The organism is Paracoccus sp. Arc7-R13 (assembly GCF_004010775.1).
GTDB classification, from domain to species: domain Bacteria; phylum Pseudomonadota; class Alphaproteobacteria; order Rhodobacterales; family Rhodobacteraceae; genus Paracoccus; species Paracoccus marcusii.
This window is the reverse complement of the sequence record NZ_CP034810.1, coordinates 2,870,552-2,890,080: the sequence shown is the minus strand read 5'-3', so window position 1 is coordinate 2,890,080 and position 19,529 is coordinate 2,870,552. Positions and strand designations below refer to the sequence as shown.

General features: G+C 67.5%; 20 protein-coding genes and 1 tRNA gene. 15 read left to right on the top strand and 6 right to left on the bottom strand.

Features of this window, described 5'->3' with window-relative positions; all coding sequences use genetic code 11:
- Nucleotides 1-69 precede the first annotated feature (69 nt).
- From EOJ32_RS14330 to EOJ32_RS14320, 3 genes are read left to right on the top strand one after another with little or no spacing between them, the layout of a single operon-like run.
- Nucleotides 70-297 carry a hypothetical protein gene (locus EOJ32_RS14330; RefSeq protein ID WP_127899021.1) on the top strand — a complete coding sequence of 76 codons (228 nt, stop codon included), beginning with the start codon at nt 70-72 and terminating at the stop codon, nt 295-297.
- Nucleotides 298-308: 11 nt separating this feature from the next.
- A complete protein-coding gene (locus EOJ32_RS14325; RefSeq protein ID WP_127899020.1) occupies nt 309-770 on the top strand; it encodes a hypothetical protein in 462 nt (153 codons plus the stop codon).
- 30 nt (nt 771-800) lie between these two features.
- The gene (locus tag EOJ32_RS14320) at nt 801-1,487 is read left to right on the top strand and encodes a hypothetical protein (protein ID WP_127899019.1); all 687 of its coding nucleotides are present in this window, start codon (nt 801-803) and stop codon (nt 1,485-1,487) included.
- Nucleotides 1,488-1,541: 54 nt separating this feature from the next.
- Here the strand turns inward: EOJ32_RS14320 and EOJ32_RS14315 are convergent.
- Nucleotides 1,542-1,617, bottom strand: a tRNA-Ala gene (locus tag EOJ32_RS14315).
- A 190-nt stretch (nt 1,618-1,807) separates the two neighbouring features.
- Entirely contained in the window at nt 1,808-2,125 is a 318-nt protein-coding gene (locus tag EOJ32_RS14310; RefSeq protein WP_045982970.1) for an FYDLN acid domain-containing protein, read from the bottom strand.
- Nucleotides 2,126-2,222: 97 nt separating this feature from the next.
- Here EOJ32_RS14310 and EOJ32_RS14305 point away from each other — a divergent pair, with 97 nt between their 5' ends.
- The 4 genes from EOJ32_RS14305 to EOJ32_RS20275 all read left to right on the top strand — a co-directional run bounded on the left by EOJ32_RS14305 (nt 2,223) and on the right by EOJ32_RS20275 (nt 4,374).
- Nucleotides 2,223-2,918, top strand: coding sequence for a M48 family metallopeptidase (locus EOJ32_RS14305; RefSeq protein WP_127899018.1), 696 nt, complete (start codon nt 2,223-2,225; stop codon nt 2,916-2,918).
- A 31-nt stretch (nt 2,919-2,949) separates the two neighbouring features.
- Nucleotides 2,950-3,594: a GntR family transcriptional regulator gene (locus EOJ32_RS14300; protein ID WP_084693866.1), complete on the top strand. Its 645-nt coding sequence runs from the start codon at nt 2,950-2,952 to the stop codon at nt 3,592-3,594.
- Between the two features lie 66 nt (nt 3,595-3,660).
- Nucleotides 3,661-3,927: a hypothetical protein gene (locus EOJ32_RS20280; protein WP_205963153.1), complete on the top strand. Its 267-nt coding sequence runs from the start codon at nt 3,661-3,663 to the stop codon at nt 3,925-3,927.
- Between the two features lie 9 nt (nt 3,928-3,936).
- Nucleotides 3,937-4,374: a hypothetical protein gene (locus tag EOJ32_RS20275; RefSeq protein ID WP_205963152.1), complete on the top strand. Its 438-nt coding sequence runs from the start codon at nt 3,937-3,939 to the stop codon at nt 4,372-4,374.
- On the opposite strand, the gene EOJ32_RS14290 is transcribed toward EOJ32_RS20275, so the two are convergent.
- Entirely contained in the window at nt 4,371-4,997 is a 627-nt protein-coding gene (locus EOJ32_RS14290) for a YSC84-related protein (RefSeq protein ID WP_045982966.1), read from the bottom strand. The two genes, EOJ32_RS20275 and EOJ32_RS14290, sit on opposite strands and share 4 nt — an antisense overlap.
- A gap of 70 nt (nt 4,998-5,067) precedes the next feature.
- On the bottom strand, nt 5,068-6,063 hold the full coding sequence (hemB, locus tag EOJ32_RS14285) for a porphobilinogen synthase (protein WP_045982965.1): 996 nt from the start codon (nt 6,061-6,063) through the stop codon (nt 5,068-5,070).
- Nucleotides 6,064-6,157: 94 nt separating this feature from the next.
- Between hemB and EOJ32_RS14280 the strand changes: the two genes are divergently transcribed.
- Genes EOJ32_RS14280 through EOJ32_RS14265 form a run of 4 tightly spaced genes read left to right on the top strand, consistent with a single transcriptional unit; the run spans nt 6,158 to nt 11,982 of the window.
- A complete protein-coding gene (locus EOJ32_RS14280) occupies nt 6,158-6,730 on the top strand; it encodes a hypothetical protein (RefSeq protein ID WP_127899017.1) in 573 nt (190 codons plus the stop codon).
- 40 nt (nt 6,731-6,770) lie between these two features.
- Nucleotides 6,771-10,253 carry a transcription-repair coupling factor gene (mfd, locus tag EOJ32_RS14275; protein ID WP_127899016.1) on the top strand — a complete coding sequence of 1,161 codons (3,483 nt, stop codon included), beginning with the start codon at nt 6,771-6,773 and terminating at the stop codon, nt 10,251-10,253.
- Nucleotides 10,250-11,380 (top strand): aminodeoxychorismate synthase component I, encoded by a 1,131-nt coding sequence (locus EOJ32_RS14270; RefSeq protein ID WP_127899015.1) that lies wholly within the window; start codon nt 10,250-10,252, stop codon nt 11,378-11,380. The genes mfd and EOJ32_RS14270 overlap by 4 nt, the downstream gene beginning before the upstream one ends.
- Nucleotides 11,341-11,982: an aminotransferase class IV gene (locus EOJ32_RS14265; RefSeq protein ID WP_164871451.1), complete on the top strand. Its 642-nt coding sequence runs from the start codon at nt 11,341-11,343 to the stop codon at nt 11,980-11,982. Before EOJ32_RS14270 ends, EOJ32_RS14265 begins: the two co-directional genes overlap by 40 nt.
- 164 nt (nt 11,983-12,146) lie before the next feature.
- Here the strand turns inward: EOJ32_RS14265 and clpA are convergent, their stop codons facing one another.
- Nucleotides 12,147-14,471: an ATP-dependent Clp protease ATP-binding subunit ClpA gene (clpA, locus tag EOJ32_RS14260; protein ID WP_127899013.1), complete on the bottom strand. Its 2,325-nt coding sequence runs from the start codon at nt 14,469-14,471 to the stop codon at nt 12,147-12,149.
- A 216-nt stretch (nt 14,472-14,687) separates the two neighbouring features.
- The gene (gene gloB / locus EOJ32_RS14255; protein WP_127899012.1) at nt 14,688-15,434 is read right to left on the bottom strand and encodes a hydroxyacylglutathione hydrolase; all 747 of its coding nucleotides are present in this window, start codon (nt 15,432-15,434) and stop codon (nt 14,688-14,690) included.
- A 57-nt stretch (nt 15,435-15,491) separates the two neighbouring features.
- Between gloB and EOJ32_RS14250 the strand changes: the two genes are divergently transcribed.
- From EOJ32_RS14250 to EOJ32_RS14235, 4 genes are all read left to right on the top strand, one after another.
- The gene (locus EOJ32_RS14250) at nt 15,492-16,265 is read left to right on the top strand and encodes a methyltransferase domain-containing protein (protein WP_046001073.1); all 774 of its coding nucleotides are present in this window, start codon (nt 15,492-15,494) and stop codon (nt 16,263-16,265) included.
- A gap of 273 nt (nt 16,266-16,538) precedes the next feature.
- Complete coding sequence (locus tag EOJ32_RS14245) at nt 16,539-17,105, top strand: F0F1 ATP synthase subunit delta (RefSeq protein WP_045982959.1); 567 nt, start codon at nt 16,539-16,541, stop codon at nt 17,103-17,105.
- Nucleotides 17,105-18,640, top strand: a complete 1,536-nt coding sequence (gene atpA, locus EOJ32_RS14240; RefSeq protein WP_045982958.1) for a F0F1 ATP synthase subunit alpha — start codon at nt 17,105-17,107, stop codon at nt 18,638-18,640. The genes EOJ32_RS14245 and atpA overlap by 1 nt, the downstream gene beginning before the upstream one ends.
- Before the next feature lie 11 nt (nt 18,641-18,651).
- Entirely contained in the window at nt 18,652-19,524 is an 873-nt protein-coding gene (locus EOJ32_RS14235; protein ID WP_045982957.1) for a F0F1 ATP synthase subunit gamma, read from the top strand.
- Nucleotides 19,525-19,529 lie beyond the last annotated feature (5 nt).

Here is a 19,529-nt window from a genome sequence, read left to right as displayed (position 1 = left end):
GGGTTGCGAGGGTCGGTACCGCCCGGGTTGATTTCGCAAGCAAGCTGAACACGCGCCGGACGGTCTGCTTTGTATTTTACCGCGTCCGGCCATCTGCTGACCTGTCATGACGATGGACTGATCGAAGAGGCCGCAGCCTTCGATGCAATGCCGCTGTTGCAGATTCGACAGATTCACGCCGGTACCAAGGCCGCCGTGACACTTCATGATCTGACGCTTCAGGTTCTGAACGAAACCGATATCGGTGCACTGCGCGACTGGCTTTCGTCCCGCCGGGCGGGGCAGGCGAAGCGGTAAGCGGATCACCGTTGCTGATTCATTTCAATGGCCAATCCTTGGCCCTTGGTCCCGATGTCCCGGCTGTCGACAAGCTTGCGCTGGCTGACATCGCTCGTCTGAATGTGCAAATGCTGAGCGGAATCCACACCGGGCCCGAGCGTCGCATCATTGAGCTGCAGGGCTTGCAGAAGCGCAGCGGTCCTGTTGCGCTGTCTGAGGCCGAGTTCACGCGTGTCAGGATATCCAAGCCGGTTCCGCCGGCCCTGCCAATGGCGCGGGCCCTGGTTGGACACGGGGATGAGGCAGAGGACGTGCAGCGTTTCGCGCCGATCAGCATCTCCGGAAATCCTGTCGCCGGTCAGTCGATCGCGCTGTTGGAGGACCCCGACGGGTTGGTCCGTCACAACATGGACATAATCATCGACGGCACGCACCTTGCGTATCTGCGGGAGGGGAGCGCGCCAGAGACGGTCGTCTATTTCTGGATCTAGGGAGAAGCCGACCGCCAGGCCGCGCCGGGTGTGTATCTGAACGCCTTGCAGGCGCACTGGAACCGCATCCGGGCCCGGCTGGACGATCTTTACCCCGCCGCGCGCAAGATGATCCTGTTGATGCAGACCGCGGGGTCGGACCAGTCGCATCACGGCAGCGACACGAACCATGCCGCCGCCGATCAGCTGGCCTTCGTGGCCGGGCGCGACGATGCCGTGATGGTGGGGCCGATCTATCCCTCGGCCTTGTCCGACCGCGTGCACCCGGACCTGCATCATTCCCGCATCATGGGAGAGCTGGCGGCATGGGCTTTGCAAGAAACCATGGCAGGGCGCGGCTGGACGATCCCGCGCCCGACCGCACGGCGTCAGGGCGACCGGATCACGTTGCGCTTTGCCCTGCGCCCGGACGAAGCCCTGGCGGGCCATCAGGCCTCGCCCTATGGCGGCCGGGGCATCGACGCGTTTCTGGGCGTCGAGGTCACCGGCGGCGGCATGATCACCGCGCTGGCCCTTGACGGCCATGATCTGCACCTGACCATCGACGGGCCGGTTACCGGCGTACGCTATGCGATGCAGCGCCAGAACATGCGGGTCGAGGGGAATGCCCATCCGGCCCGCCGCGGCCTGTTGCGCACGACGCTGTCGCGCCCGGCCGTTCACCTGCCGGGGACAATGCTGCACCGCTGGCTGCCAGGCTTCGAGATCGACGTCTAGACAGGCCGGCCCTGCGGGTCGGCTCATCTGTCTGAAATATCAAAGAAAGTCTAATGGTGGAGCCAAGGGGAATCGAACCCCTGACCTCTTGAATGCCATTCAAGCGCTCTACCAACTGAGCTATGGCCCCACCGTGAGGTCCGCGAAGCGCGTCTGCGCCGCCGCGTGTGGGGTCTATAGGAGGGGGCGCGGCGGGGTGCAAGCGGAAAATCGGCGGCGCCGTGCAGTTTCCGGAAATTCCCCCGGCAGGCCTGTGCGGCGCTCCGCATCGATGCGCCGCAACGAAGAAGGCCGCGCCATTTCGGGCGCGGCCTTGGGTCTTATTCCTCTTCGTCGCCCGCGACATCGGCGATGTCGTCCAGCGACACGTCGCCGTCGTCGTCGTCCTCTTCCAGCAGGTCGTCGTCGATCTCGCCCGCGTCGTCGGCGATATCCTCTTCGTCGTCGACCAGTTCGTCGTCATCGTTCGCCGCGGCCGTCTTCTCGGTCACCAGCGTCTTGCCACGACCGTCGGTCAGGCTGGTCACCGTGAATGTGTTCCCGCAGGCCGGGCAGGTCATCGGATCTGCCTTCAGGTCGTAAAAGCGGGTGGCGCAATGCGGGCACAGGCGTTTGGTGCCCCATTCCTCTTTGGGCATGGTATTCTCCTTCAGCCGCGATTAGGGGAAATCGGGTGATCCCCTGCCACAGAGGCCAAGGGGTGTCAAAGGCTTTATCTGGCAGGCCAAGGCGGGCATGGCAAGCGGCGATCAGCGGATCATCATCGAAGAGGGGCTGGCGGTGCGTCTGCGACGGTCGCCGCGCGCACGGCGGATGACCCTGCGCGTGCCCCGCGACGGGTCGGGCGCGGTGCTGACCCTGCCCGTGGGGGTGCCCCTGGCCGAGGGGCAGGATTTCGCGCGGTCGCGCCGGGACTGGCTGCGCGCGGCGGTGGGCCGGCTGCCCCTGCGACAGGCGGCGGTGCCCGGCGCGGCCCTGCCGGTCGAGGGGCGGGCGCTGATCCTGACACCGGCACCGGTGCTGCGCGCCCAGGTTCAGGACGACCGCCTGCTGATCCCCGAAGGACGCCCGGCGGGCGCCGTTGCGGCCGCCTGGCTGAAGCATCTGGCGATGCTGCGCCTGCGGGTGGCCTGCGACCGGTTCGCGGAGGCACTGGGGCGGCCCTATGCCGCCATCGCCCTGCGCGACACGCGGTCCCGGTGGGGCAGCTGTACCCATGACGGGCGGCTGATGTTCTCGTGGCGCCTGGCGATGGCGCCCCCGGTCGTGCTGGCCTATGTCGCCGCGCACGAGGTCGCGCATCTGGCGCATATGGATCATTCGGCCCGGTTCTGGGCCCAGGTCGAGGCGCTGATGCCCGGTCACGCCCCGCATCGGGCGTGGCTGCGCGCGCAGGGGGGAGATCTGATGCTGTGGCGGTTCCGCGATTGACGCAGCCCGGATTTGTGATCACATCATAGCCATGAGCCCGACCGACCCCACCGCCCATGAACGCCTGTATCGGAGCCTGCGCAGCCAGATCATGCTGGGGGAACTGCCGCCGGGCAAGGCGCTGACGCTGCGCGGCATCGCGCGCGATCACAACCTGTCGATGACCCCCGCGCGCGAGGCCGTGCGCCGCCTGGTCGCCGAAGGCGCGCTGACCCTGTCGGGATCGGGACGCGTGGCCACACCCGCCCTGTCCGACGATCGGATCGAGGAATTGGCCGCCCTGCGCGCGCTGATCGAGCCCGAGTTGGCCGCCCGCGCCCTGCCGCGGGCGCATTTCGCGCTGATCGACCGTCTGGCGGTGATGAACGGGCGGATCGCGGATGCCGTCGAGCGTCACGATGCCGTGGGTTATATCCGCTGCAACCTCGATTTTCACCGCATGCTGTATCTGCGGGCGCAGGCTCCCGCGATGCTGGCCATGCTGGAGACGATCTGGCTGCAGCTGGGTCCGACGATGCGCGCGCTTTATGGTCGTGTGCGGCGCAACGAACCGCCGCGCCATCACCGCATGATCCTGGCCGCGCTGCGCGCCGGCGACGAGCCCGCGCTGCGCCTGGCGGTGCGGGCCGACGTGACGCACGGCCTGCGGCACCTGACCTCGACCGAGGGCGCCTGACGGCAATGTGACTTTGCCCGCGCGCCCCGCCGGGCATCATGGCATCCCGACCACAGGAGATGCCCGATGATCGACCGCCGTCAGCTGTTGCGAAGCCTGGCCATCGCCGCGCCGTCCGTGCTGGGCATCGGGGCGGTGGGGCAGGCGCTGGCCCAGGATGCCCGTGCCGCCAGGCTGATCGCCGCGAACGTCTGCCAGGTGACCCCGGCGACGACGCAGGGGCCGTTCTACTTCGATCCGCGCCTGATGCGCGGCGACATCCGCGACGGGCGTGCCGGCTATCCGCTGGCGCTGCGGTTGCAGGTGGTGGATGCGGCCTGCCGGCCCATCTAGGGCGCGCGGGTGGATGTCTGGCATTGCGACGCGCAGGGCAACTACAGCGGCTATCCCGGCCAGCAGCAGGGCGACCTGAGCGGAGAGACCTTCCTGCGCGGCGCGCAGGTGACCAACCAGGCCGGGCGGGCGGCGTTCCGCACGATCTGGCCTGGATGGTATCAGGGCCGCACGGCGCATGTGCATTTCAAGGTGCTGCTGGGGGAACGCGACCTGCTGACCGGTCAGATCTTCTTTCCCGACCGCTTCAGCCGTGCGGTCTTCGACCAGCTGCCCGATTACGCCCGCGACAGCACGCGGGGGCGGATCTTCAACGATCAGGACGGCATCGCGCGCCGCGCGGGGCAGGGCGCCTATGCCGAGGTCACGCAGGTCGATGGCGGGTTCGAGGCCGCGATGGTCATCGGGCTGGCCGATGACCGCGGGGCGCTGTTGTCGCGGTCCTAGCCCTGCACGCCCATCGGCGGCAGGCCCAGATTGCCGAACTGGACGTTGGGCAGGGCCGAGGGGATGACGCGGGTGTATTTCGTCCCCTCGATCGCCGCACCGGCGATCAGGCCCGACTGGCCGAAGATCATCGCCACGACCGGGAACTGGGCGCTGAACGTATCGGCACCCACCGCCATGCCGCCCGACGGCAGCGCGTAATAGGCCCCGGCACCCGCGGTCCAGCCCGGTGCCGCACGGAACGCGGTCAGCGCCTGTTCGTCCTGGAAGATCAGCACATGCGCGTATTGCTGCGCACCCGCCTGAAGCCCCACGGTCGCGCGGGTGGCCGAGTAATAGTCGACCGTCTGCCCGCCGATCCGCAGCGCGCCCTGGCCATAGGCGCCGCCAAAGCCAAGCGCGGCCTCGGTCATCAGGGGCATGTACAGCACGCCGCGGGCGTTCTGCAGCAGGGGTTGGGATGCAGGATAGGTGGTCACCAGATACTGGTGCGTCTGGTCGACGCGCGCATCCAGCTGGGCGGCCGCGTCGCTGCCGACCGCGTTGCTGCAGCCGGCGGCCAGTAGGGCCGCGCCCCCGGTCAGCAGCAGGTTGCGACGGGACAGGTGGATCGGGTGGGTCATGTGTCGCCTCGTGTCGGGGTGCGGGGCTCGTCTCGGCCCGTTGGCGCGCAAGATACGCCAGCCACCGGCGTCATGCCAGCATTTCGGCCACCGTCGGCGCAAAGTAGCTAAGCACCCCGTCGCAGCCCGCGCGGCGGAAGCCCAGCAGGCTTTCCACCATCGCGTCGCGCGACAGCCAGCCGTTGCGGATCGCCCCCTCGATCATCGCGTATTCGCCGCTGACCTGATAGGCGAAGGTGGGCGCACCGAATTCGTCCTTCACGGCCCGGCAGATGTCCAGATAGGGCATGCCGGGTTTCACCATGACCATGTCCGCGCCCTCGGCCAGGTCGCGCGCGACGCAGCGGATCGCCTCGCCGCGGTTGGCGGGGTTGATCTGATAGGTCTTCTTGTCGCCCACCAGCCTGCCCGACGCACCCACCGCGTCGCGGAACGGCCCATAGAACGCGCTGGCGAATTTCGCCGCATAGGACAGGATCGCGACGTTCTTGTGGTCATGGCGTTCCAGGGCGGCGCGCAGGGCGGCGATGCGCCCGTCCATCATGTCGCTTGGCCCCAGGATGTCCGCGCCGCAATCGGCCTGGACCAGCGCCATGCGCACCAGCGCCTCGATGGTCTCGTCGTTCAGGATCTCTCCGTCCCGGACCAGCCCGTCATGGCCGTTGGCGTTATAGGGGTCCAGCGCGATGTCGGTCATCACGACCAGATCGGGGACCTCCTCCTTGACCGCGCGGATGGCCAGGTTGCCGATATTGTCGGGATCCCATGCGCGGGCGCAGTCGTCGGTGCGGCTGGCCTGGTCGGAATGGGGAAAGATGCAGATCGCGGGGATGTTCAGCCGCGCCGCCCGTTCCGCCGCCCGGCGCGCGCCGTCCAGGGTCAGGCGTTCGACCCCGGGCATCGAGGCGATCTCGCCCTCGGCGCCGGCGACCTCGGTCACGAAGATCGGCCAGATCAGGTTGGCGGGGGTCAGGTTCCGTTCCGACACCATCGCGCGGATGTTGGCGTTGCGGCGCAGCCGGCGCAGGCGGCCGGCGGGGAAGGGGGCGATGATGGGACTGGCCATGGGGGCCTCCTGTCTGGGGTGGGGCAACCGTGCCGCTTTTCCTTGATTGAAACCCGTTCTAAGGTCGCGCGCAGACAAGGACAAGGAACTGCCCGTGCCGCAATTCGACAACCTGATCGGGCTTCTGGGCAGCCGGTCCTTTTCGACGATCTGGTTCTGGCTTGTGCTGATCGGCATGTGGTCGGTCGCCGGCCGCAGCGTGCTGGGCATCCCGACCGTGGTCCTGGCCCGCGCCCGGGCGTCGCTGGCGGGCGACGATGCGCAGGGACCGGCGGTCATCACGCTGCTGGACTGGCTGTCGCTGATCCTGCCCCGCTGGCAGCTGCGCCCGCGCGAGGGGGCGGCCTTTCTGGGCGTCACCAGCTTCCTGATGACCTCGCTGGCGGTGCTGGGTTTCGTCTTCTGGCTGGAGATGGCACAAGCGCTGACGCTGCTGCTGCTGCCGTTCTGGGTGCTGTTCTGGATGCGGGTGCGCCTGGCACGGCGTCTGGTGCCGCTGGTCCATGCCGCGCAGGAGGGGCGCGCCCCCGTGTCGCAGGCCGCGGGCGATGCGGCCCGCGCGATGGTCTGGCACAAGCGGTTCGTGACAATCCTGTCGATGATCGCGGTCGCGGTGACGGCGTTGTGGGGGGCATTGTGGACGGTCCTGCATCCCGTGGGCTTCTGACCCGCTTGACTTCCCCGCGCAGCCGCTTAGGTCAGCATCCATGTCCGACAAGCTGATCCTGTCCGGTGCGCCCGAAGGCTATGACGCCGCGCTGATCGCGCGCGAGGCGGCGCGACCCGAGAACCGCGGCGCGCCCGTGATCCACGTGGCCCGCGACGACCGCCGCATGGAGGCGATGCGCCAGGCGCTGACCTTCATGGCACCGCATCTGCCGGTGCTGGATTTCCCGGCCTGGGACACGACGCCCTATGACCGCATCTCTCCGGCGCCCGAGGTTCAGGCCGCGCGCATGGCGACGCTGGCGGGGCTGGCGCAGGGGCGCATCAAGGGACCGTTCGTCCTGCTGACCACGCTGAACGCCGTGCTGCAGCGGGTGCCGGCCCGCGATCTGGTCCGCGGCACCGCCTTCATCGCGCGCGTGGGCGACCGCATCGACGAGGTCGCCCTGCGCGAGTTCCTGGTGCGCATGGGGTTCGCGCAGACCGCGACCGTGACCGACCCGGGCGATTACGCGATCCGCGGCGGCATCATCGACATCTATCCTCCCGGCACCACCGGGCCGATCCGCATGGACCTGTTCGGCGACGTGCTGGACGGCGCGCGGCGGTTCGATCCCGACACGCAGCGCACCACCGAAAAGCTGGACCGGATCGAGCTGGCGCCGATGTCCGAGGTCATCCTGGACGAACCCTCGATCACGCGGTTCCGGCAAAGCTATCGCACCGAATACGGCGGCGGGACCAGCGACCCGTTGTACGAAAGCGTCAGCGCGGGCCGCAAGACGGCCGGCATGGAACATTGGCTGCCGTGGTTTCACGACCGGATGGAGAGCCTGTTCGACTATGCCCCCGGCGCGTCGGTGGTGCTGGACGATCACATTGGCCAGGTGATCGACGCCCGCCGCACGATGATCCGCGAACAGTTCGAGGCGCGTCGCGCCGCGATGGCCGCCAAGGGGCGGGCCGACACGGTCTATAAGCCCGTGCCACCCGACGCGATGTTTCCGACCGATGCCGAATGGGACGCCTGGCTGGCCCCGCACCGGGTGCTGCGCCTGTCGGTCCTGCAGCAGCCGCCCGGGCCGGGCGTGCTGGACGCGGGCGGCCGGCAGGGGCGCAACTTTGCCCCCGAACGCCAGGCCGAGCAGATCAACCTGTTCGGCGCGCTTGCCGATCACGTCAAGGCGCTGGCGCGCACCCACCGCGTCATCATCGCCAGCTTTTCCGACGGCGCACGCGAACGCCTGTCCGGTCTTCTGACGGACGAGGGGCTGGCCGGGGCCAAGCCCATCGCGGACATCCGCGACCTGCCGGACCAGCCGGGCAGCATCGGCCTGACCGTCTGGCCCCTGGACGAGGGTTTCGTGGCCGACGGCAGCGCCTTGGGGCGGCTGGCGGTGATCTCGGAACAGGATGTGCTGGGCGACCGGCTGATCCGTGGCGCCAAGAAACGGCGCAAGGCCGACAATTTCCTGAAGGACACCCAGACCCTGTCGCCGGGCGATCTGGTCGTGCATGTCGAACACGGCATCGGCCGATACACCGGCATCGAGACGATCATGGCGATGAAGGTGCCGCATGACTGCGTGGCGCTGGAATATGCAGGCGGCGACCGGCTGTTCGTGCCGGTCGAGAACATCGAGCTGCTGTCGCGGTACGGCCACGAGGAGGGCCTACTGGACCGGCTTGGCGGCGGAGCTTGGCAGGCCCGCAAGGCCAAGCTGAAGGAACGCATCAAGCTGATCGCCGACAAGCTGATGCGCGTCGCCGCCGAACGCCTGCTGCGTCCCGCCCCGTTGCTGGAGCCCGACGATCACGACTGGCAGGCCTTTGCCGCGCGCTTCCCCTATAGCGAGACCGACGACCAACTGTCCGCAATCGAGGACGTAGCCGGCGATCTGGCCATCGGTCGCCCGATGGACCGCCTGATCGTGGGCGACGTGGGGTTCGGCAAGACCGAGGTCGCCATGCGTGCGGCTTTCATCGCGGCCAGCCAGGGGATGCAGGTCGCCGTCGTGGCCCCCACGACCCTGCTGGCCCGCCAGCATTACCGCAGCTTCGTCGAACGGTTTCGCGGCACCGCCATCACCGTCCGCCCGCTGTCGCGCTTTGTCAGTGCCAAGGACGCGTCGGCCACCCGCACCGGCCTGTCGGACGGCAGCGTGGACATCGTCGTGGGCACTCATGCAGTGCTGGCCAAGGGCGTGCGGTTCAAGAACCTGGGCCTGCTCATCATCGACGAGGAGCAGCATTTCGGCGTCGGCCACAAGGAGCGGCTCAAGGAGCTGCGCAGCGACATCCACGTGCTGACCCTGACCGCGACGCCCATTCCGCGCACGCTGCAGCTGTCGCTGACGGGGGTGCGCGACCTGTCGGTGATCGGCACGCCGCCGGTCGACCGCCTGGCGATCCGCACCTATGTCAGCGAATTCGACACCGTCACCATCCGCGAGGCGCTGCTGCGCGAGAAGTATCGCGGCGGGCAGTCATTCTTTGTCGTGCCCCGCCTGACCGACCTGCCCGAGATCGAGCATTGGCTGACCGAGAACATGCCCGAGCTGTCCTATATCGTGGCGCATGGCCAGCTGGCGGCGGGCGACCTGGACAGCCGCATGAACGCCTTCTACGACGGCAGCCACGATATCCTGCTGGCCACGACCATCGTCGAATCGGGGCTGGATATCCCGACCGCGAACACGATGATCGTCTGGCGCGCCGACATGTTCGGCCTGTCGCAGCTGTACCAGATCCGCGGTCGCGTGGGTCGTTCCAAGGCGCGGGCCTATGCGTATCTGACCACCAAGCCGCGTGCGCCGCTGACGCCGCAGGCCATGCGGCGGCTGAAGTTCCTGGGCAACATCGACGGCCTGGGAGCGGGCTTCAACCTGGCGTCCCAGGACCTTGACCTGCGCGGTGCCGGCAACCTTCTGGGAGAGGAGCAGTCGGGCCACATCAAGGAGGTCGGGTTCGAACTGTACCAGGCCATGCTGGAGGAGACGATCGCCAAGCTGAAATCCGGAGAGCTGGAGGGCACGCCCGAGGATGAATGGGCGCCGCAGCTGAACCTGGGTGTGCCGGTGACCATTCCCGACAGCTATATCCCCGATCTGGACGTGCGGCTGGGTCTGTATCGACGCCTGGCCGACCTGACGACCAAGGTCGAGCTGGAGGGCTTTGCGGCGGAACTGATCGACCGCTTCGGCCCGCTGCCGCGCGAGGTCAACACCCTGCTGCTGGTGATCCGCATCAAGGCGATGGCAAAGCGCGCCAACATCGCCAAGCTGGACGTGGGCCCCAAGGGCATCACGGTCCAGTTCCATCAGGACAAGTTCCCCAACCCCGCCGGGCTGGTCGATTTCCTGTCCGACGAGCGCGGCACGGCCAAGGTCACCGACAACAAGGTCGTGCTGAAGCGCGACTTTGCCACCGACGGCGAACGCATCAAGGGCGCCTTCGCCGTGGCGCGCGATCTGGCAGCCAAGATCAAGGAAGGCCGCGCCGCCGCGAAAAAGGCCGCCACGTGACGGGCGGGCATATCCGGTTCGACACCGGGCCCCTGGGCGACGGCACGCTGTTCCGCGCCCCGCAGGCGATCATCTGGGCGGACAGCGCGGCGGGCGTGGGTCCGGCCCTGGCCGCGATGCAGGCGGCGACCGAGCGGGGTTGCTGGCTGGCGGGGTATCTGTCCTATGAACTGGGTCACGCGCTGATCCCACGGCTGGCCGGGCTGATGCCGGCGGACCGGCAGATGCCGCTGATCCTGATGGGGGTCTTTGACGGCCCGCACCCGGCGGATCCCCTGCCGTCGCCCGACGGCGTCGCCATCGGCGCGGTGCGCCCCCTGTGGGATCGCGCGCGCTATGACGCGGCCATCGCGGCCGTGCACGGGCTGATCGAATCAGGCGACACCTATCAGATCAACCTGACATTCCCACTGCAGGCCGAGGTCGAGGGCGATCCCTTGGCGATCTATGCCGCGCTGGCCGCCCGGCAGCCGGTGGGCGAGGGGGCCTTTGTCGATCTGGGTGGGCCGGTCGTCCTGTCGCGCTCGCCCGAGCTGTTCTTTGCCGTCGATGCCGACAGGGGTATCACCACCCGCCCGATGAAGGGCACGGCCGCACGCGGCGACACCCCGGCAAATGACGCGCAAGCCGCGCAGGCGCTGCATGGATCGGCCAAGAACCGGGCCGAGAACCTGATGATCGTCGATCTGCTGCGCAACGACATCAGCCGTATCTGCCTGCCCGGCACCGTTCGCGTCCCGCAGCTGTTCAATGTCGAGACCTATGCCACCGTGCATCAGATGGTCTCGACAGTGCAGGGTCAGCTGGCGCCCGACGCGGGGCTGGCACAGATCCTGGCGGCGCTGTTTCCCTGCGGGTCGATCACCGGAGCGCCCAAGGTCAGGTCGATGCAGATCATCGCCGATCTGGAGGGCGCCGCGCGCGAGGTCTATTGCGGGGCCATCGGATGGGTCGATCCGGCGGGGCCTATGCGGTTCAGCGTGGCGATCCGGTCCCCTTGGGTGGAAACGCCGGGAATGTTGCGCCTGAATGTCGGCGGCGGCATCGTGCATGACAGCCAAGCCGGGTCCGAATGGGAGGAAGCATTGTGCAAGGCCGCATTTCTGGGCCGATCCCCGACGGCCTGACCGTCTTCGAGACCATGCGCGCCGAGGCGGACGGCTGTATCGCCCTGTGGCCGCGCCATCTGGCACGTCTGCGCCGCGGCTGCGCGACGACCGGGATCGCGCTGGACGAAGACAGCGTCACGGCGGCGTTGGCGCGACTGCCGCGTGGTGCGGTTCTTCGGGCGCGGCTGTCGGTCGATCAGGCAGGGCAGGTCGCCCTGACCCATGCGCCGCTGCCGCCGAACCCGGCGGTCTGGCGGGTGGTCCTGTCGTTCATGCGCCTTGAGGCGGGCGACCCATGGTTGCGGATCAAGACGTCGCATCGACCGATCTATGACGCCGCCCGCGCGGCGCTGCCCCCCGGCATCGATGAAGGGCTGCTGAGGAACGCAGACGGGGAGCTGTGCGAGGGCACGATCACCAATATCTTCCTGCGCCGCGATGGTCGCCTGCTGACGCCGCCGTCGCGAAGCGGGTTGCTGCCGGGCGTCCTGCGCGAGACGCTGCTGGCCGATGGTCGGGCACAGGAGGCCGTGCTGACGGTGGCGGATCTGCAGCACGGCCAGCTTTACTGCGGCAACGCATTGCGCGGCTTGATCCCGGCACGGCTGATCACACCTTGATCGGAAGAGGGGCGGACCCCCATCGAGGGGGCCCGCCCCGCGCGGGGGGGCGTCGCCCCCGCATCCCTTGTCGCGATCGTCGGTTCTGGTTCATGGCCGGCGGCGTTCAGGAACGCCGGCCCATAACGAAAAAGGCCCCGCCGTCGTGGCGGGGCCTTTCGCGCTTATTCAGCAGTCAGCAAGGGCGTCTTGGACTTGCCGATCCGTGGGGCATCGGGGCCGGTGATGTCGAAGGCCGGCTTATCGTCCTCGATCTTGACGCGGACCACGCCGCCCTTGGTCAGGCGTCCGAACAGCAGTTCCTCGGCCAGGGGCTTCTTGATGCTTTCCTGGATCACGCGGCCCAAGGGGCGGGCGCCCATGCGGTCGTCGTATCCCTTTTCGGCCAGCCAGTTTGCAGCCTCGGGGGTCAGCTCGATATGGACATTGCGGTCCATCAGCTGCGCTTCCAGTTGCAGGACGAACTTCTCGACGACATGAACCACGACGTCACGCGACAGCGGCGCAAAGGAGATGATGGCATCCAGACGGTTGCGGAACTCGGGCGTGAAGGTCCGCTCGATCGCGGCCGTGTCCTCGCCCTCGCGCCGGTCGCGTCCGAAGCCGATCGCGGCCTTGGCCTGATCCGCGGCGCCCGCATTCGAGGTCATGATCAGGATCACGTTGCGGAAATCGACGGTCCGGCCGTTATGGTCGGTCAGGCGACCCGCATCCATGATCTGCAGCAGGATGTTGAACACATCCGGATGCGCCTTCTCGATCTCGTCCAGCAGCAGCACGCAATGCGGGTGCTGATCCACGCCGTCGGTCAGCAGGCCGCCTTGGTCGAAGCCGACATAGCCCGGAGGCGCGCCGATCAGGCGGCTGACGGCATGCTTCTCCATGTATTCCGACATGTCGAAGCGGATCAGCTCGACCCCCAGGCTTGAGGCCAGCTGCTTGGCCACCTCGGTCTTGCCGACGCCCGTCGGGCCCGCGAACAGGTAGTTGCCGATGGGCTTCTCCGGCTCGCGCAGGCCCGCACGGGCCAGCTTGATGGCGCTGGACAGCATCTCGATGGCATTGTCCTGACCAAAGACGACCCGCTTCAGACCGGCATCCAGGTCGCGCAGGACCTCGGCGTCGTTCTTGCTGACGTTCTTGGGCGGGATGCGGGCTATCTTGGCCACGACGGCCTCGATCTCCTTGGGGCTGATCGTCTTGCGGCGCTTGCTCTCGCTGACTAGATGCTGGGCGGCACCGGCCTCGTCGATGACGTCGATGGCGCTGTCCGGCAGCTTGCGGTCGTTGATGTAGCGTGCCGCCAGTTCTACCGCCGACTTGATCGCGTCATTGGTATAGCGCAGGTCGTGATGCGCCTCGAAATGCGGCTTCAGACCCATCAGGATCTTGATGGTGTCCGGCACCGAAGGCTCGTTCACGTCGATCTTCTGGAACCGGCGGCTCAGCGCGCGGTCCTTCTCGAAGTGCTGGCGATACTCCTTGTAGGTCGTCGAGCCCATGCAGCGCAGCTTGCCGCCCGCCAACGCGGGTTTCAGCAGGTTCGACGCATCCATCGCCCCGCCCGAGGTCGCGCCCGCACCGATCACGGTGTGGATCTCGTCGATGAACAGGATGGCGTCGGGATGCGCCTCAAGTTCCTTGACGACGGCCTTCAGCCGCTCCTCGAAGTCGCCGCGATAGCGTGTGCCGGCCAGCAGCGCGCCCATGTCCAGCGAGAAGATCGTCGCCCCGGCCAAGACCTCGGGGGTCTCGCCGCGGGTGATCTTCAGCGCCAGGCCCTCGGCGATGGCGGTCTTGCCCACGCCCGGATCACCCACCAGCAGCGGGTTGTTCTTGCGCCGGCGGCACAGGACCTGAATGGCCCGCTCGACCTCGGATTCGCGTCCGATCAACGGGTCCACGTCGCCCTTCTTGGACTTGACGTTCAGATCGACGCAGTACTTGCCAAGCGCGGTCTCGTCCTTGGGGTCGGGGGCGGCCTCGGCCTTGCTCTGCTCGACCGGCTCCTCCGATCCGACCACCTTGCGGGGCTCGTTGAAGGACGGGTTCTTGGCCACGCCATGAGCGATGAAGTTGACCGCGTCGTAACGGGTCATGTCCATCTCCTGCAGGAAGAAGGCCGCATTCGATTCGCGCTCGGCGAAGATCGCGACCAGCACGTTCGCGCCGGTGACCTCCTGCCGGCCCGAGCTTTGCACGTGGATCGCCGCGCGCTGGATGACGCGCTGGAACGCGGCCGTGGGCACGGCCTCCGAACCTTCGACGTCGGTGATCAGGGTCGACAGGTCATCCTCGATGAAATCGACCAGCGTCTTGCGCAGATCCTCAAGGTCCACGTTGCAGGCGCGCATAACCTTGACCGCATCGGGTTCCTCGGTCAGCGCCAGCAACAGGTGTTCCAGCGTCGCAAGCTCGTGTCGATGTTCGTTCGCCAGCGCAAGCGCTTGGTGAATGGCCTGTTCCAGGGAGGTCGAGAAACTTGGCACGGTCGTCTCCTGTCAGTCGGCTGGCGGTATGGGCTGTTCGCGGCCCACCTGCCCAGACTGTCACGGTAGGGTTAAGAATTGGTGGATTTCGTTCGGCTTCAAGTGATTTTTCAGACAGGTGCCACGATTTTCCCACGCTTGAGGCAGATGTGATGTCGCAAAGCCCGCATTTCAAGCGCGGGGCCGGCACGCCCCCGCGCGCCGATGCCGCAGGCCTCAGAAATTGTCCTTCATCCGGCGCAGGCGGGCAAAGACCTGCGCGTCATCCGCCCCCGCCATCCCAAGCGCCGGTGCCAGCGCGGCGGCGCGCAGGAAGGGGTTCGTGGCGCGCTCCACCTCCAGCGTGGCGGGGGCGCAAGGGATGCGCGCTTCGGCGATGGCTGACAAGCGGTCCTGCAGCGCCGCGTTGTCGGGATCGACCGACAGGGCAAAGGCGCCGTTGCCCGTGCAATAGTCGTGCCCCGAACAGATCAGCGTGTCGCTGGGCAGGGCGTTCAGCCGCGACAGGCTGTCCCACATCATCGCAGGGTCGCCCTCGAACAGGCGACCGCAGCCCAGGGCCATCAGGCTGTCGGCGGTGAAGGCCATCGCACTGTCCGGAAAATGAAACGCTACGTGGCCCACGGTATGGCCCGACACGTCGATCACGTGGACGGGTTCGCCCAAAACCTCCAGCGGCTCTCCTGGCACGACGCTGACGTCCAGCGGCGGCAGGCGATGCGCATCGGCGGCGGCCCCGATGACCCGAGCACCGGTGGCGGCGACGATCTCCGGCACGGCCTGGATGTGGTCGTCGTGGTGATGGGTCAGCAGGATCGCGTCCAGCCCCCAGCCCCGCGCCTCCAGCTCGGTCAGGACCGGCATGGCCTCGGGGGCGTCGATCAGCACGGTGCCCGCGTCCGAATGCAGCAGATAGGCGTAGTTGTCCTTGAGACAGCGCAGCGTGACCAGTTCCAGCGGCATTGGCAAATCCTTGACCATGTGTTCACCTGAGCCTGTCAAAACCGGGACCTGCGCGCAATGCACCACGACATCGACCAGCTGCGACGGTTCTATTACCAACGGGCGTTGGGGCGCGTGGTCCAGCGGATCCTGCGCGACCGGCTGACGGCGCGGTGGGACCCTGCGCGCAGCAGCGGCATGACCGTGGCAGGGTTCGGGTTCGCGGCGCCGATGCTGCGACCCTATCTGCCGACCGCGCGGCGGGTGACCGCGCTGATGCCCGGCCCGCAGGGGGTGATGGGCTGGCCCGCGGGCATGCCCAACCATGCCGTCCTGTGCGACGAGACCGCCTGGCCCATCCAGACCGGCAGCCTGGACCGGTTGGTCATGCTGCACGGGCTGGAAACCAGCGAGCATCCCCGCGAACTGCTGACCGAGGCATGGCGCTGCCTTGGGCCGGGCGGGCGGATGATGCTGATGGTGCCGAACCGGGCGGGCCTGTGGGCCGCGTCGGACCGCACGCCCTTCGGCTTTGGGCGGTCCTACACCACCGGTCAGATCGAGGCGCAGATGCGCCGCGCGGGGTTCCAGCCCGATTGGCATGGCAGCGCCATCTACATCCCGCCCTCGGACCGGCGATTCTGGCTGCGCAGCGCCCAGTTCTGGGAACGCACCGGCGCGCGGATCAGCCGGGTGCTGATCGCCGGCGTCATCATGGTCGAACTGTCCAAGCATGCCCGCGCGCCGGTCGGTCCCGGGGTGCGAATCCATGTGCCAAGTCCGCTGGAGATCCTGGACGGGGTGGCCCGACCGCGTCCGCAAGCCGCCCCGACGGCCCGCGAAATCGACTGAAACCGGCCTCTGATGCGACATCCTGCCGCACGGTGCGCGGGCCCGGGATGCGGGGTGTTAGCGCTGTCCCCGTGGGGTTTCGCCGATCCTGCGCCGTTTGTCGCAAAGGCCCGCGTTTCAGGGCCCTGGACGGTTGCCGGGCGTCAAATCACCTGCTAGAGACGCCCCAGATTTGCGCGCGACCTTCCATCAGCCGCGCGACCGCGACCCGCACCCCGCGACAGACCAGGCAGCAGCCCGGCCCGCCAGCGGGGTTTGCGCAAACCGTAAAGGATGACCGTGGCCAACTCTGTTTCCATCTCCCAGAGCATCGCCGGACGCTATGCGCAGGCCGTCTTCGAGATCGCGAAGGAAAGCGGGGGCATGGACGCCCTGGCCACCCAGACCGACGATCTGAACGCCGCCCTGCACGACAGCGCCGAGCTGCGGGACCTGATCGCCAGCCCGATCTATTCCCGCGACCAGCAGGCGGCCGCGATCGGCGCGCTGTCGACCCGCATGGGCCTGTCGCCGGTGCTGGCCAACACGCTGCAGCTGATGGCGAAGAATCGCCGCCTGTTCGTGCTGCCGCAACTGACCGCCCGCCTGGCGGAGCTGATCGCCACGGAGCGGGGCGAGGTCACCGCCGACGTCACCAGCGCCATCGCACTGACCGATGCGCAGATGGACCGCCTGAAACAGACCCTGGCCGAGAAATCCGGCAAGACGGTCAAGCTGAACACGCGCGTCGATGAGACCCTCATCGGCGGCATGATTGTCAAGTTGGGCTCGCAGATGATCGACAGTTCGGTCCGCTCGAAGCTCGCTTCCCTGCAGAATGTCATGAAAGAGGTCGGATAATGGGAATCCAGGCTGCCGAAATTTCGGCGATCCTCAAGGAGCAGATCAAGAACTTCGGCCAGGACGCCGAAGTTGCCGAAGTTGGTCAGGTCCTGTCCGTCGGTGACGGCATCGCGCGCGTCTATGGTCTGGACAAGGTCCAGGCCGGCGAGATGGTCGAGTTCCCCGGCGGAATCCGCGGCATGGTGCTGAACCTCGAGACCGACAACGTCGGTATCGTGATCTTCGGCGACGACCGCTCGATCAAGGAAGGCGACACCGTCAAGCGCACGCGCTCGATCGTGGACGTTCCGGTCGGCAAGGCCCTGCTGGGTCGCGTCGTGGACGGCCTTGGCAACCCGATCGACGGCAAGGGCCCGATCGAGACGACCGAGCGCCGCATCGCCGACATGAAGGCCCCCGGCATCATGCCGCGCAAGTCGGTCCACGAGCCGATGGCGACCGGCCTGAAATCCGTCGACGCCATGATCCCCGTCGGCCGCGGCCAGCGCGAGCTGATCATCGGCGACCGTCAGACCGGCAAGACCGCGATCGCGCTGGACACGATCCTGAACCAGATGAGCTACAACGGCCGCGAGGCCGAGGGCATGAAGACCCTGCACTGCATCTATGTCGCCGTCGGCCAGAAGCGCTCGACCGTGGCCCAGCTGGTCAAGAAGCTGGAAGAGACCGGCGCCATGGCCTACACCACCGTGGTGGCAGCGACCGCGTCCGACCCGGCGCCGATGCAGTTCCTGGCGCCCTATTCGGGCACCGCGATCGGCGAATACTTCCGCGACAACGGCATGGACGCGCTGATCATCTATGACGACCTGTCCAAGCAGGCCGTGGCCTATCGCCAGATGTCGCTGCTGCTGCGCCGTCCGCCCGGACGCGAAGCCTATCCGGGCGACGTCTTCTATCTGCACTCGCGCCTGCTGGAGCGTTCGGCCAAGCTGAACGAGGCCAACGGCTCGGGCTCGCTGACCGCGCTGCCGATCATCGAGACGCAGGCGGGCGACGTGTCGGCCTATATCCCGACCAACGTGATCTCGATCACCGACGGCCAGATCTTCCTGGAGACCGAACTGTTCTTCCAGGGCGTCCGCCCTGCCGTGAACACCGGTCTGTCGGTCAGCCGCGTGGGTTCGGCCGCCCAGACCAAGGCGATGAAATCCGTCGCGGGTCCGGTCAAGCTGGAACTGGCGCAGTACCGCGAGATGGCCGCCTTCGCCCAGTTCGGTTCGGATCTGGACGCCGCGACGCAGCGCCTGCTGAACCGCGGTTCGCGCCTGACCGAGCTGATGAAGCAGCCGCAGTACCGTCCCCTGACCAACGCCGAGATCGTCATCGTGATCTATGCCGGCACCAAGGGCTATATCGACAACGTGCCTGTGCGCGACGTCGTTGCCTGGGAAGACGGTCTGATCCACTTCCTGCGCGGCCAGAAGTCCGACCTGCTGGACGACATGACCCGCAACGACCGCAAGGTCAGCGGCGAGCTGGAAGCCTCGATCAAGGCGGCGCTGGACGAATACAACCGCACCCGCGCCTGAGGGGGGAATAGATGCCCAGTCTCAAGGATCTCAAGAACCGGATCGGAAGCGTCAAGAACACGCGGAAGATCACCAAGGCGATGCAGATGGTCGCCGCCGCGAAACTGCGCCGGGCGCAGGACGCGGCGGAAGCCGCGCGTCCCTATGCCGACCGCATGGCGGCCGTCATGGCCGGCCTGACCGCGAATGCGGCAGGCCAGTCCGGCGCGCCCCGCCTGCTGGCCGGAACGGGCGACGACAAGCGTCATCTGCTGGTCGTGATGACGGCGGAACGCGGCCTGGCCGGCGGCTTCAACAGCTCGATCGTGCGTCTGGCCCGCCAGCACGCCGACCGGCTGCGCGCCGAGGGCAAGGACGTCGCGATCCTGACCGTCGGCAAGAAGGGCCGCGAGCAGCTCAAGCGCGACTATGGCAGCCTGTTCGTGCACCATGTCGACCTCTCCGAGGTCAAACGCATGGGCTATGACACGGCCCGCGCCATCGCCGACGAGGTGCTGACCCGCTTCGACACCGGCGATTTCGACGTGGCGACGATCTTCTACAACCGGTTCGAATCGGTGATCAGCCAGGTTCCGACCGCGCGCCAGATCATCCCCGCCGAAGTCCCCGAGGGCGCGTCCGAGACGAACGCCCTCTACGACTACGAACCGGGCGAGGAAGAACTGCTGGCCGATCTGCTGCCCCGTTCGGTGGCCACGCAGATCTTTGCGGCGCTTCTAGAGAATGCGGCGTCCGAGCAGGGCGCGCGGATGAGTGCCATGGACAACGCCACGCGCAACGCGGGCGACATGATCGACAGGCTGACGACGCAGTACAACCGCTCGCGTCAGGCTGCGATCACCACGGAGCTGATCGAAATCATTGCGGGCGCCGAGGCGCTCTGACCGTA

Bases quoted from the DNA above. Each gene is read 5' to 3' on its own strand.
- EOJ32_RS14310 (WP_045982970.1), bottom strand. From the start codon at position 2,125: ATGCCCAAAGAGGAATGGGGCACCAAACGCCTGTGCCCGCATTGCGCC.
- EOJ32_RS14305 (WP_127899018.1), top strand. From the start codon at position 2,223: ATGGCAAGCGGCGATCAGCGGATCATCATCGAAGAGGGGCTGGCGGTG.
- EOJ32_RS14300 (WP_084693866.1), top strand. From the start codon at position 2,950: ATGAGCCCGACCGACCCCACCGCCCATGAACGCCTGTATCGGAGCCTG.
- EOJ32_RS20280 (WP_205963153.1), top strand. From the start codon at position 3,661: ATGATCGACCGCCGTCAGCTGTTGCGAAGCCTGGCCATCGCCGCGCCG.
- EOJ32_RS14290 (WP_045982966.1), bottom strand. From the start codon at position 4,997: ATGACCCACCCGATCCACCTGTCCCGTCGCAACCTGCTGCTGACCGGG.
- hemB (WP_045982965.1), bottom strand. From the start codon at position 6,063: ATGGCCAGTCCCATCATCGCCCCCTTCCCCGCCGGCCGCCTGCGCCGG.
- mfd (WP_127899016.1), top strand. From the start codon at position 6,771: ATGTCCGACAAGCTGATCCTGTCCGGTGCGCCCGAAGGCTATGACGCC.
- gloB (WP_127899012.1), bottom strand. From the start codon at position 15,434: ATGCCGCTGGAACTGGTCACGCTGCGCTGTCTCAAGGACAACTACGCC.
- EOJ32_RS14250 (WP_046001073.1), top strand. From the start codon at position 15,492: ATGCACCACGACATCGACCAGCTGCGACGGTTCTATTACCAACGGGCG.
- EOJ32_RS14245 (WP_045982959.1), top strand. From the start codon at position 16,539: ATGACCGTGGCCAACTCTGTTTCCATCTCCCAGAGCATCGCCGGACGC.
- atpA (WP_045982958.1), top strand. From the start codon at position 17,105: ATGGGAATCCAGGCTGCCGAAATTTCGGCGATCCTCAAGGAGCAGATC.
- EOJ32_RS14235 (WP_045982957.1), top strand. From the start codon at position 18,652: ATGCCCAGTCTCAAGGATCTCAAGAACCGGATCGGAAGCGTCAAGAAC.